Below are 12,552 nucleotides of genomic sequence, written 5' to 3'. Positions count from 1 at the left end.
CATGAGTGACCCCCAGATGGTGATGGATGAGAGTCTTCAGCGAGTGGAGCCTCAAGAGTCAGCGGTTGGTGAGAGGGGAGAGCGTCTAGCGGCGTCTTCCATCGAGATGAAAGGACTTCACAAGCGATTTGGCAATGACGCCGTGGCGCTCAATGGTGTTGATCTGACCATTCGCGCAGGCGAGTTCTTCACGCTGCTGGGTCCATCAGGCTGTGGCAAGACCACGCTGCTGCGCATTCTGGCAGGACTTGAAGAAGCCGATGATGGCACGCTGATCATCGGTGGCAAGGACGTGACAGAAGAGCCCCCTCACCGGCGTAGCGTCAATACGGTATTTCAGTCTTATGCGCTGTTTCCGCATCTTTCCGTGCGCGAAAACCTGGCGTTTGGTCTGAAGATGCGCGGTGTCGGTGCGCAAGAGCGCGAAGCCAAGGTCGCGGAAGTCGCCAATCTGATCCAGCTGGGTGAGCTGGTTGACCGGCGTATTGATCAGCTTTCCGGCGGCCAGCGTCAGCGTATTGCGCTGGCCCGTGCTCTGGTCTGTGAGCCGGATGTATTGCTGCTGGATGAGCCACTTTCGGCACTGGATGCCGGTTTGCGCTCTCAGCTTCAGGTGGAGCTGCTTCGAGTACAGAAGCGACTGGGAATGACGTTCGTGTTTGTGACCCATGATCAGCAGGAAGCGATGGTGATGTCCGATCGCATCGCCGTACTCAATGGCGGCAATATCCAGCAGATAGGGTCGCCGCGTGAGATCTACGAGACGCCCATCAATGTCTTCGTGGCGCGCTTCATGGGGCATGACAACCTCTATGCCATCACTGAACGAGAAGGTTGTCGGGTAACGACTCCAGTGGGGACACTCGAACTCGAAGGTGGAAGTGAAGGCGAATTCGTGCTGATTCGTCCCGAGACGCTGGACTTGAAACTGGGCCATGTCGCGGGGACCAACCACTTGCCCGGGCGTATCACCGAGCGGCTTTATCGCGGCAGCCACGCTGAATATCGAATAGCGATCGGCGCTACCAGCCTCCAGGCGACGGTGAACAATCGTGGCCATCATCTCCCTGACGTCGGCGACGAGGTGACCCTGGTGGTCTCTTCGGAAGACCTCGTCACGCTAAGTGAGTGAGGTCAGACATGTCGAAGACGACTGCCGTGATTGGACGTAGACAGGCCATCGTGCGTGAAACGCGCCACCTGCTATTTACCGTGACACCGGGAGCTGCCTGGATCTTCATCTTTCTGGTATTGCCCAGTGCATACCTGATGAGTGTGGCCTTCATGAGCAATGGCCCCTACGGGCTGCCGGAAATGCCGTTATCGCTGACATCGTTTCAGCAGCTGGCGGGGCAGGGCTTTCTAGGTTGGAGTCCGGGCAACCTACTGACACTGATGCGTTCGTTGTGGCAGACGGTGCTGTCCACCGTGCTGGTAGTGCTGGTGGCGTATCCGATCGCTTACTACATCTCGCAGGCAGACATACGCTGGCGGCCAATCATGCTGTTGGCCGTGGTGGTGCCGTCCTGGACCAATCAGGTCATTCGCACCTTTGGCTGGATGAATCTGTTGGCGCCGGGCACGCCGCTGGCGGAGCTTGCGGAAGCCATGGGCATGATCGCACCCAACATGGGGCTCTATCCCTCCAATTTCGCGGTCACACTGGGGTTGGTCTACAACTTCCTGCCATTCATGGTGCTGCCGTTGTATGCCGCTTTCGAGAAATTGAATTTCGCGCTGGTCGAGGCTGCGCGTGACCTATATGCCTCACCATTCAAGGCATTCTGGCATGCGGTCTTCCCTCAGACATTGCCAGGGTTGCTGGCGGGGGTGGTACTGGTCGCGATACCGGCGTTTGGCATGTACGTGATTCCGGAGCTGCTGGGCGGTGGCAAGGGCATGATGCTGGGGAATCTGGTCGCCAATCAATTCGCCGGCAGTGCCAACTGGCCGCTGGGAGCAGCGGGCGCGATTCTGATGCTGATCGCCACCTTCATTGGTCTGTATGCGATGCGACGCATCGGCAAGCGCCTGGGTGGCGGTGAAGAGGTGGTGATATGAAGCGCTCAATATTCAAGAAGGGATTACGGGGCTTTTGGTGGCTGACAATTGGCTTCCTGTACTTGCCATTGATCGTCGTGATGCTGTTTTCCTTCAATGCCTCCAACAGTGCCGCTAGCTTCACCGGTATCTCGCTGCGTTGGTATCGACGGTTATTGGGTAATGACGCGATTCTGTCGGCGCTGAGCAATTCGCTGTTGCTGGCGGTGATTTCTTCGCTGGTGGCACTCGTGATTGGTTGTCTCATCGGCTACGGCATGTATCGGCATCGGCATCGCAAGCTGGGCTGGCTGATCGTGTTGATCTATCTACCTATCGTGCTGCCGGACATCGTGTTCGGTATCTCGGAGATGACCTTCTTCGTGAAGATCAACGAGTTGACCGGCCTGTTGTCACCGGGGCTGAGCACCATGATCATCGCGCATGTCACCTTCCAGATTCCCTTCGTGGCATTGATCGTCTATTCGCGTTTCGTCGGGCTTGATCCCTCGCTGTTCGAAGCGGCGAAAGACCTTTACGCGACACCGCGTCAGCGAGTCCAGTTCTTCATGCTGCCAACGCTGAAGCCAGCATTGATCTCGGCCTTCTTTCTGTCATTTACGTTGTCGCTGGATGACTTCGTGATTAGCTTCTTCACCTCTGGCCCCGAGAGCGCAACGCTGCCCATCTACATCTGGAGCGCGATTCGCAAGGGAGTGACACCGGAAATCAACGCCATCGCGACACTGATGATGATGGCAGTCGCCATCGCGGCAATTGCCAGTCTGTGGCTATCACGACGGCGTACGGTGTCCTGAATGTCTCGCGGGAATGTTTTCAAAAGCGGCACTGTTTTCGAACGTGAACCAGGCAATTATCGCTACTACGATCAGGCAGGTATCCCGTCAGCGCACTACGTGTTGAAGGGATAACACCTGAGTAACCCTGCAACACCCTCACGACAATTAAAACGGAGCATCACAATGACAACTAACAAGCTGCGTTTCGCTGTTGCCATCGGCAGTATTCTGTTGGCAGGTGCTAGCCAGGCAGAAGAGAAGAAGTTGTATCTCTTCAACTGGACCCAGTACATGGACCCGGAAATAATCACCGCTTTTGAGGAAAAATACGGAGTTGAGGTGGTCGAGAATTACTACAACTCGCTACCGGAAATGTTGGCAAAGTTGAATGCAGGTGGTGTCTCTCAGTACGACATCATCGTGCCGTCCAACTACTTCGTTCCGCGCTTGATCGAGACAGGTATGGTGCAGAAGATCGACAAGGCCAAGGTGCCGAATCTGGCCAATGTCGCCGAGCAGTTCAGCAGTCCGAGCTTCGACCCTGGCGCAGAATATGCCGCGCCTTATCAGTGGGGCGTGACGGGCCTGGTCTACAACGCCAGTACCTTCAAGGATGCGCCCAAGAGCTGGTCTGTGCTGTTTGATCCCGCCGTCAATGACGCCTATCCCTTCAGTCTGATGGGCGATGGTCAGGTCAGCATGGGAACAGCCTGTGCCTATCTCGGTCATGGCTATGACTGTACCGATCTGGATGACTGGCGTGAGGCCGCCAAGCTGCTGATCGAGACCAAGCATCGCGACAACTTCAGCGGTTTCTCCGATGGTACGCCTGCGTTACAGCAGCTGGCACGCAAGGTCACGCATGGTGCGCTGTCTTACAACGGCGACTACTTGTTCTATCTGGATGAGAATCCAGAATCCTTCTCCGACATCAAGTTCGTCATTCCCGACGAAGGTGCCGAGAAGTGGGTGGATTCAATGATGATTCCTGCCAAGGCGCCGCATCCAGAACTGGCCAATGCCTTCATCAACTTTATCCTGGACGCCAAGGTCGGTGCGCAGCTCTCCAACTACAACTACTACGCCAGCCCCAATGCTGCGGCTGCACCGTATCTGGATGAGGTGCTGACTCAGCCGCCGATTCAGCCATCGGAAGATGACATGGCGCGTCTACGCTTCTCGCCGAGCCTCTCCGGAAAGCAGCTACAGATATTCCAGCAGCTGTGGTCTGAAGTGCAGGCGCGCTGAGTATGGATGTCTGGGATATTTCGGTGATGGAGTGTGGGGAAATAGATGCCACTTTCAATCTATGATGTGTTCACGAAAGGCATTGTTAATTGCGCAGATTAAGGTCAAGGGTGCGCTGATAGCGAATGAAGTGATGTGGTCTTAGGCCATTTTTAATGGAGCATAATAATGATAATTAACAAGCTGCGTTTTGCTGTTGCCATCGGCAGTATTCTGCTGGCAGGTGCTACCCAAGCAGAAGAGAAGAAGTTGTATCTCTTCAACTGGACCCAGTACATGGATCCGGAAATCATCACCGCTTTTGAGGAGAAGTACGACGTTGAGGTGGTCGAGAGCTACTATAACTCGCAGCCGGAGATGCTGGCCAAGTTGAATGCTGGTGGTGTTTCCCAGTACGACATCATCATACCGTCTAGTTACTACGTGCCGCGCTTGATCGAGACGGGGTTGGTGCAGAAGATCGACAAGGCCAAGGTACCGAATCTAGCCAATGTCGCTGAGCAGTTTCGTGATCCAGTGCTTGGCGCCGGTCTTGATTATGCTGCGCCGTATCAGTGGGGGGTGACAGGGCTGGTCTACAACGCCAGTACCTTCAAGGACGCGCCCAAGAGCTGGTCCGTATTGTTTGATCCCGCCGTCAATGATGCCTACCCCTTCGGTCTGATGACTGGCGGTCAGGTCAGCATGGGGATCGCCTGTGCCTATCTGGGGCATGGCTATGACTGTACCGATCTGGACGACTGGCGTGAGGCGGCCAAGCTGCTGATCGAAACCAAGCATCGCGGCAACTTCAGTGGTTTCTCTGATGGCACGCCGGCGCTTCAGCAGTTGGCACGCAAAGTCACACATGCTGGACTCTCTTTCAACGGTGACTATCTGTTCTATCTGGATGAAAATCCAGAATCCTTCTCCGACATCAAGTTCGTCATTCCCGATGAAGGTGCCGAGAAGTGGGTGGATTCAATGATGATTCCTGCCAAGGCGCCGCATCCGGAACTGGCCAATGCCTTCATCAACTTCATCCTGGACGCCAAGGTCGGTGCACAGCTCTCCAACTACAACTACTACGCCAGCCCCAATGCTGCGGCTACACCATATCTGGATGAGGTGCTGACTCAGCCGCCGATTCAGCCATCGGAAGATGACATGGCGCGTCTACGCTTCTCGCCGAGCCTCTCCGGCAAGCAGCTACAGATATTCCAGCAGTTGTGGTCTGAGGTGCAGGCGCGCTGAGCATAGCCATTCAAGAGCGCTGTCATTCAAGCACTGGTATTCAAAAGTGCTGGCATTCGGATGTTCTTCAAGCAGGCCACTGGGTGCCGTGGCCTGCCATGCATTGTTCAAGGAAGGTTTCATGAAGTACGAACCCACTGGTCACGAAGACGAAGAAGCCGTGTTGCAAGAATGGTTCACGGCACATGGCATCACCGAGGTGGAATGTCTGGTCACTGACCTGACTGGCATTCTCAAGGGCAAGATCATGCCGGCGCGCAAATACCTCAATGGTGGCCGACCGCGTCTGCCGGACTCGATCTTCATTCAGACTGTCACTGGCGGTTATCCGGACGATGAAGACAGTCGCTTCTGGAATCCTGCTGAGCAGGACATGGAGCTGATTCCGGATACCAGTGCGGTTTACCTAGTGCCGTGGGCGGAAGACCCCACCGCACAGATTATTCATGACTGTTATTACCTCAATGGTGATCCGGTGGAGCTGTCGCCGCGCTATGTGCTAAAGCGCGTGCTGGCGCTTTATGCTGCGCGTGGCTGGAAGCCGGTCGTGGCGCCGGAAGCCGAGTTCTATCTCGTCAAGACCAACAAGGATTCTGACTATCCGCTGGAGCCGCCTATCGGTCGCAGTGGGCGTCAGGAGAGCAGTCGTCAGTCCTATTCCATTGATGCGGTCAATGAGTTTGATCCGCTATTCGAGGAGATGTACGACTACTGCGAAGCGATGGGACTTGATCTGGACACCTTGATTCACGAAGAGGGTGCCGGCCAGATGGAGGTCAATTTCGAGCATGGCGATCCGTTGGCACTGGCCGACCAGGTCGTGATGTTCAAGCGTACGTTGCGTGAGACGGCGCTGCGTCATGGCATGTATGGCACCTTCATGGCCAAGCCGATGGCTTATCAGCCGGGTAGCTCGATGCATATTCACCAGAGCTTGGTGGATGTCGAGACGGGAAAAAATCTCTTTGCGGATGAGGATGGACGCGCAAGCACGCTGTTCCGTAACTTCATCGGGGGCTTGCAGACCTACATACCGTCCGCGATGCCGTTCTTCGCACCTAACGTCAATTCCTATCGCCGTCTGATGCGTAGCGAAACCAGTGGTTCTGCGCCCATCAACGTGGAGTGGGGCTTCGACAACCGTACCGTAGGGTTACGTGTGCCGGTGTCTGATGCCGCAGGTACACGGGTCGAGAATCGTCTGGCGGGTGCTGATGCCAATCCGTACCTGGTGATGGCGGCATCACTGGCCTGTGGCTATCTGGGCATGATGGCGCAGATCGAACCGCGCCCCCCGGCTGTCGGGTCTGCCTGGAAAGGCGGCAACACGCTGCCGGACGACATTGGGCCGGCGCTCAATGCGCTCCACTCCTGCAAGCCACTGGCGGACATCCTCGGCGAACGTTTCGTGAAGAGTTATCTGGCCGTCAAGCGTGCCGAGCACCGCGAGTACTTCCAAGTCATCAGTTCCTGGGAGCGTGAGCACTTGCTGCTGAGAGTGTAAGTGGCGCGAAGATTGGTATGTCTTTCTCGACAGCCAGTATCAGCAAGGGGTCGTGGCAGTCGTCACGGCCTCTTTCTGCTTATGAAGCCCTCTCGGTTGTCGTGAGGTTGCAGTGCTTTGGGATCTGCTTATTCGGTGATTATTGCACGTCAAAAACTGCAAGTTTGACAGTTTGTTCCGTGGTAGGGTGTTATTGTGTTGATTAAAATAACCACAAGGAAACTGTCATGAGTGCACCTCTGCCCATTGAACATGCTGCCTCCTGGTATGCATCCTCCGCCAATGCCTCTCCTGAACGCCCATCACTATCGGGTGAGGTCAGCTGTGATGTCTGCGTCGTTGGTGCTGGCTTCACGGGGATATCGGCAGCGTTGCATCTGGCCGAGCAGGGCCTCAAGGTCATGGTGCTGGAGGCGGCCCGCGTAGGTTACGGGGCTTCTGGTCGCAATGGTGGGCAGATCGTCAATAGTTACAGTCGTGACATGGATGTCATCGAAGAACGCTTCGGCGCACAGACCGCGCGTGCGCTGGGTGACATGGCCTTTGAGGGCAACAGCATCATTCGCGAGCGTATCGTGCGTTATGGCATCGACTGTGATCTCCGCGAAGGGAATCTGTTCGCGGCCTGTAATACTCGACAGATGAAAGCCTGCGCGAGCACAAGGCACTGTGGGAGCGCTACGGCAATACCAGTCTCGAGCTGCTGGAAGGCGACACCTATAAGCGTGAAGTCAGCGCCGAAGGCTATGTAGGAGCACTGGTTGATCACTCCGGTGGCCATATTCACCCGCTGAATCTGGTGCTGGGTGAAGCCGCCGCATTCGAGTCACTGGGCGGTGTCATCTTCGAGCAAAGCCCGCTGGTGAGTCTCGAACATGGCTCCCCTGTGGTGCTGAAGACGGCAGGTGGCACCATCCGTGCTGACCGTGTGGTGATGGCAGGCAATGCTTATCTGAATGGCGTGTTGCCGGTACTGGAAGGCAAATCGATGCCGTGCGGGACTCAGGTCATCACGACCGCGCCACTGGAAGCGGACGTCGCGCGAGCACTGCTGCCCAACAACATGGCGGTGGAAGACTGCAACTATCTGCTCGATTACTACCGCTTGACCCGCGATAACCGACTCATCTTCGGTGGTGGCGTCAACTATGGCGGCGAAGACCCAGCCAACATTGAGGCGCTGATTCGTCCCAAGATGCTCAAGGCCTTTCCGCAGCTGGCGGATACCAAGATTGATTATGCGTGGAGTGGCACCTTCCTGATGACGCTCAATCGGCTGCCGCAGTTCGGTGTGCTCAATGACAACGTCTACTACGCCCAGGGCTACTCCGGTCATGGTGTGACGTGCAGCCACCTGGCGGGCCGCCTGATCAGCGAGGTGATGACAGGACGTGACGAGCGTTTCGATGCCTTCGCTGGCCTGCCGCATCTGCCATTCCCCGGCGGTCGCATGTTGCGCGTACCGTTGTCCGCCGTAGGTGCCTGGTACTACCAGACACGTGACAAGCTCGGCATCTGATCAACCTGCCGCTGCCGTCGCTCCAGAGCCGCCTTCCTGCATGATGGGAAGGCGGCTTTTTCATGGGCCTCCAACGTAAGATGCCCCATCCAGAAGGGTGGGGCATCTTATTGCCTGGCAGATCATCAAGCCGCTAGAGAGATAGGCAGACGACAGCTTAGCCGTTGATCCAGAAGCCCAGCGCCAGGAAGCCAGCGGTAGTGATTGCAGCGCCTATCATCGTATAGGGCAGCTGTGTCAGCGCATGTTGCATCGGTTGGACACCACAGCCCTGAGACGACAGTACCGAGGAGTCCGAGAAGAAGCAGGCATGGCTGCCGAAGCTTGAGGCCGACAGCAGAGCCCCGACGATCAGGGGAATCGAAGCATCCATATGTATCGCAATGGGAAGCACGATTGGAATCGAGATCACGAACACCCCCCAGGACGACCCCGTCGCAAACACCACCACTGCCATGCTGACGAACACGATGGCCGGCAGAATCGCGGGTGTCAGGTAGGGCGTCAGGCTATCGATCATGAAGGTGGTCATGCCGAGCTGATCATTGACCTCACGCAGCACGAAACCGACGGCGACGATGGCCAGTGGCAGCATCATGGTGCGAAAGCCGTCCATCACGGCATCCATCAGTGCAGAGAAGGACACCAGGCGCTGGGCGAGATAGAGCACGATGGTGAACAAGGTTGCGACAATCACGCCCTTGAGCAGGTCAATCTCGAACCAGGCACTGGCACCGATCAGCACGGCCATGGGAAGCACGAAGTTCATCAGGCCAATCCACGGACTGGATTTCGGTGCATCGGCTTCTGGCATCGGCTCCGGGGCACCATCGGGAATGGGTTGGCCGGCTTTCGCGCGCAGCTCAGCCGCCTTCATCGGTCCAATATCCGGCATCAGACCGATGGCAACCAGCATGGCCAGCCCCATGGCGATCCAGCCATACAGCATGTACGGAATGGCCTGAATATAGAGCGACATGCCGTTCTCGGTAGCGCCGCCTTCTTCCAGCAATTGCGAGAAGTACACGGCCCAGGTCGAGAGGGGGACCAGGATGCAAATCGGCGCGGCGGTTGAGTCGACGATATAGGCCAGCTTCTCGCGCGAGACGCCAAAGCGATCAGTGAGGCGCTTCATGGCTGCTGGCGTAGCGAGTGCATTCAGGTAGTCATCAATGAAGATGAGAATGCCCAGTACCACGGTGCCAATCAGTGACTGGCGGCGCGTTTTGAGCAGTCGGCCGATCATGTTGCTGAAGCTCAATGTGCAGCCGGACTTCTCCATCATGGCGATGAAGCCGCCCATCAGGCCGCAGACCAGAATCAGCCAAGCGATAGTCTCGTTCATCATCACATTCAGTGAGATGTCAGCAAGTTCGCCGATGTAGTCCTCGGGTTGCAGCATCAAGAGACCAGAGAGTGCACCGATGGCCAGTGCTTCCAGTGTGCGGTGGGTGGCAATGGCGACCACCAGCACAATCAGCGACGGCATCAGACTTATCCAGCCAAATGGCGTACCAGCGTCATGTGTGAAGGTGATGCCAAGCACCAGTGCCAGTATGGTGCCAAACATAGCGATACTGCGGCCTTTGCCGCGCGTCGCCACAGAAGGGGCGAAGGCATGTGGTTTCGCGTGAGTCGGCGAGTTCATGCGAGATTCTCCCGTGCAAGGAGGGAGCTGCTTAGCATGCTGAAAGGTGGAATGTGATAGGTGTCGCGGGCAGCGGCTGATTTTATGATTGTCATGTTACGAGCCCAGAGAGATGTTGTTGGGAAGGCGCTATTGGCTAGATGTGACGCAGGTACCAGTCATATTCCATGCGGCTGATGATCTGCATGGCCGCTTCGCGTTCGGCCCGACGTCCTGAAATGAAGACGTTGAGGAATGGCGCACCAAAGGCATCCGTTAGCGGCGGGCTCTCTTCCAGCAAGGTCAGAGCTTCAGACCAGCTATTGGTCAGGCTGGGCTCGAACTGGTCATAGGCATTACCTGTGACGGGTTCGCCGGGCGAGACCTGATGCGTGATGCCATGAGCAACGGAGGCCAGCAGGGTGGCCAGCAACAAGTACGGATTGACGTCTGCCCCGGCGACGCGGTGCTCAAGGCGACGCGCTTCATTGGGGCCGGAAGGGATACGGATGGCGACAGAGCGATTATCGAAGCCCCAGGTCGGTGCCATCGGGACATAAAGCCCCTGCTGGAAGCGGCGATAGGAGTTCAAATTGGGGGCGAATAGCGCCATGGACGCCGGCATCAGTTCCAACAGGCCGCCGATGGCGTGGCGTAGCATATCGGTACCCAGCGGGTTTTCATCTGCGGCTGAGAAGACGTTGTTACCGTCACGATCCAGCAGGCTCATGTGTGCGTGCATGCCGTTGCCTGCTTCATCACCATATGGCTTGGCCATGAAGGTGGCATCAAAGCCATGACGCAGAGCGACACCCTTGATTAGACGCTTGAGCAGTACGGCGCTGTCGCAGGCCTTCATGACATCATCAAGGTGGATCAGGTTGATCTCGAACTGGCCCGGCGCGCACTCCTTGAGTGCGGTATCCAGTGGCAGCTTTTGAATGCGCGCTGCATTCTGGATCTCTTCGAGGAAGTCAGCGTACTCATCCAGCTCACCGATGGAGTAGAGCTGGCTTTCGGTGGCCCGCTCACCTGTCACGGGTGAGCAGGGCGGCTGCGCCATGCCCAGGTCGTCGCGTTCGCGATCGACCAGATAGAACTCAAGTTCCAGTGCCACGACTGCCGTCAGGCCCATTGCAGCGAGGACATCCACCTGCTTCTGCAGCTGATTGCGCGGATCGGCAAAGAAGGGACCATCCTTGTCATCACGCATGTTCATCAGCAGTTGGCCCTGCTTGCCATTACGCAACCAGGGAGCCGGCATCAGGGTGCCTGCAATCGGACGGCAGACCTGATCGCTATCCCCGGTTTCCAGCCCCAATCCCGTCTCTTCGATGGTATTGCCCGCAATATCGAGCGCGAAGACCGAACCCGGCAAGTTGATGCCAAGCGCGTAAGCCTTCTCGAGGTTTTCACGAGGGATACGCTTGCCGCGCTGAATACCATTGATATCGCTGATCAGCAGATCGATATTCTCGATCTCTGGATGACGGTCCAGAAATTCTCTGACCTCATCGACGGGAAGGCTGTGCATGTGAATCACCTGTGGGCATGGATGGCTGTTATGCATACATATATCGTCACGTCAGTGAGTGTTGTCAAATAATTTACAGTTTTTGCCGAGGTGAGCTGAGATGGTTTATCAATAAATTTGGTTTTAAGTGTCTTTAAAACAGCATGTTGAATAGATTTTTGGTAAATCGTCGCTTTGTCGGGTTGGCAAGGAAAGGCGTTCAGTCTATGTTGATAAAAACATACCAACTGTCCAAGGGCTGCAAGCACGCCTTGAAGGAGATTTCATGGAACCCCGTCCTCTGGTAGGCGTTATCGCCTGCCGCCGTACTGTCGAAGGTCATCCGGCCCATATGGTGACGGACAAGTATGTGAGTGCATTGCGTGATGTGGGCTTGCAGCCGGTGATGATTCCGGTATGGGAGGACATGGATTCCGCTGCTGATATCGATGCCATGCAAGCCCTGCTGTCACGTCTGGATGGACTGCTGCTGACGGGTAGTTATTCCAATATGCACCCCTCGCGCTATGGTGAATCGCTGGCGCCGGAAAATACCTATGAAGATCGCGCGCGTGATGCTGCGGCGCTGCAATGGGTGCCGCTGGCACTGACGCTGGGTATGCCGTTGCTGGGTATCTGTCGTGGCTTCCAGGAGTTGAACGTCGCCTTCGGCGGCAGTCTGCATCAGGCCGTACAGCAGGTGCCGGGCCTGATGGATCATCGTGAACCGAAGGGTGATCAGGACGCACAGTTCGCGCCTTCACACGACATCTCCATCGTGGCCGGTGGCCAGCTGGCGGCGCTGTATGACGCACCAGAGGCGCGCGTCAACTCGCTGCATCAACAAGGCATTGCTCGGCTGGGCGAGGGTCTGCGCGTCGAAGCGCTCGCGCCGGATGGCCTGGTGGAAGCGGTATCGGTCAGTACGGCATCCTCCTTTGCGTTGGCAGTGCAGTGGCATCCAGAGTGGAAGACGCGCGAGCATCCCTTGTATCTCGCGATTCTTGAGGGTTTCGCTGACGCCTGTCGTGACAAGGCGGCACATGGCGAGTGATCTTCTGGCGCCAA

9 protein-coding genes and 1 pseudogene are annotated in these 12,552 nt (G+C 56.6%); 8 read left to right on the top strand and 2 right to left on the bottom strand.

What is annotated here, in order from left to right; genetic code table 11:
• Position 1: 1 nt before the first annotated feature.
• From BF12_RS0105245 to BF12_RS18780, 7 genes and pseudogenes are all read left to right on the top strand, one after another.
• A complete protein-coding gene (locus BF12_RS0105245) occupies positions 2-1,132 on the top strand; it encodes an ABC transporter ATP-binding protein (protein ID WP_084487978.1) in 1,131 nt (376 codons plus the stop codon).
• Positions 1,133-1,140: 8 nt separating this feature from the next.
• The gene (locus tag BF12_RS0105240) at positions 1,141-2,061 is read left to right on the top strand and encodes an ABC transporter permease (protein WP_024951365.1); all 921 of its coding nucleotides are present in this window, start codon (positions 1,141-1,143) and stop codon (positions 2,059-2,061) included.
• A complete protein-coding gene (locus tag BF12_RS0105235) occupies positions 2,058-2,858 on the top strand; it encodes an ABC transporter permease (RefSeq protein ID WP_024951364.1) in 801 nt (266 codons plus the stop codon). The genes BF12_RS0105240 and BF12_RS0105235 overlap by 4 nt, the downstream gene beginning before the upstream one ends.
• 165 nt (positions 2,859-3,023) lie before the next feature.
• Positions 3,024-4,088: an ABC transporter substrate-binding protein gene (locus BF12_RS0105230; RefSeq protein ID WP_024951363.1), complete on the top strand. Its 1,065-nt coding sequence runs from the start codon at positions 3,024-3,026 to the stop codon at positions 4,086-4,088.
• 168 nt (positions 4,089-4,256) lie between these two features.
• Positions 4,257-5,321 (top strand): ABC transporter substrate-binding protein, encoded by a 1,065-nt coding sequence (locus tag BF12_RS0105225; protein WP_024951362.1) that lies wholly within the window; start codon positions 4,257-4,259, stop codon positions 5,319-5,321.
• Positions 5,322-5,442: 121 nt separating this feature from the next.
• Positions 5,443-6,825, top strand: a complete 1,383-nt coding sequence (locus BF12_RS0105220) for a glutamine synthetase family protein (protein WP_051510749.1) — start codon at positions 5,443-5,445, stop codon at positions 6,823-6,825.
• A 227-nt stretch (positions 6,826-7,052) separates the two neighbouring features.
• Positions 7,053-8,344 (top strand): annotated as a pseudogene (locus BF12_RS18780) (NAD(P)/FAD-dependent oxidoreductase).
• 157 nt (positions 8,345-8,501) lie between these two features.
• Here the strand turns inward: BF12_RS18780 and BF12_RS0105210 are convergent.
• A complete protein-coding gene (locus tag BF12_RS0105210; protein ID WP_024951360.1) occupies positions 8,502-9,992 on the bottom strand; it encodes a Na+/H+ antiporter NhaC family protein in 1,491 nt (496 codons plus the stop codon).
• 136 nt (positions 9,993-10,128) lie between these two features.
• Positions 10,129-11,505, bottom strand: coding sequence for a glutamine synthetase family protein (locus tag BF12_RS0105205; RefSeq protein WP_024951359.1), 1,377 nt, complete (start codon positions 11,503-11,505; stop codon positions 10,129-10,131).
• Between the two features lie 265 nt (positions 11,506-11,770).
• Between BF12_RS0105205 and BF12_RS0105200 the strand changes: the two genes are divergently transcribed.
• Positions 11,771-12,538 (top strand): gamma-glutamyl-gamma-aminobutyrate hydrolase family protein, encoded by a 768-nt coding sequence (locus BF12_RS0105200; RefSeq protein WP_024951358.1) that lies wholly within the window; start codon positions 11,771-11,773, stop codon positions 12,536-12,538.
• Positions 12,539-12,552: the final 14 nt, after the last annotated feature.

It is taken from the genome of Cobetia crustatorum, assembly GCF_000591415.1.
Classification (GTDB): Bacteria; Pseudomonadota; Gammaproteobacteria; order Pseudomonadales; family Halomonadaceae; genus Cobetia; species Cobetia crustatorum.
Note: the sequence above shows the minus strand (reverse complement) of the source record. Positions and strands in the feature narration are given on the sequence as shown.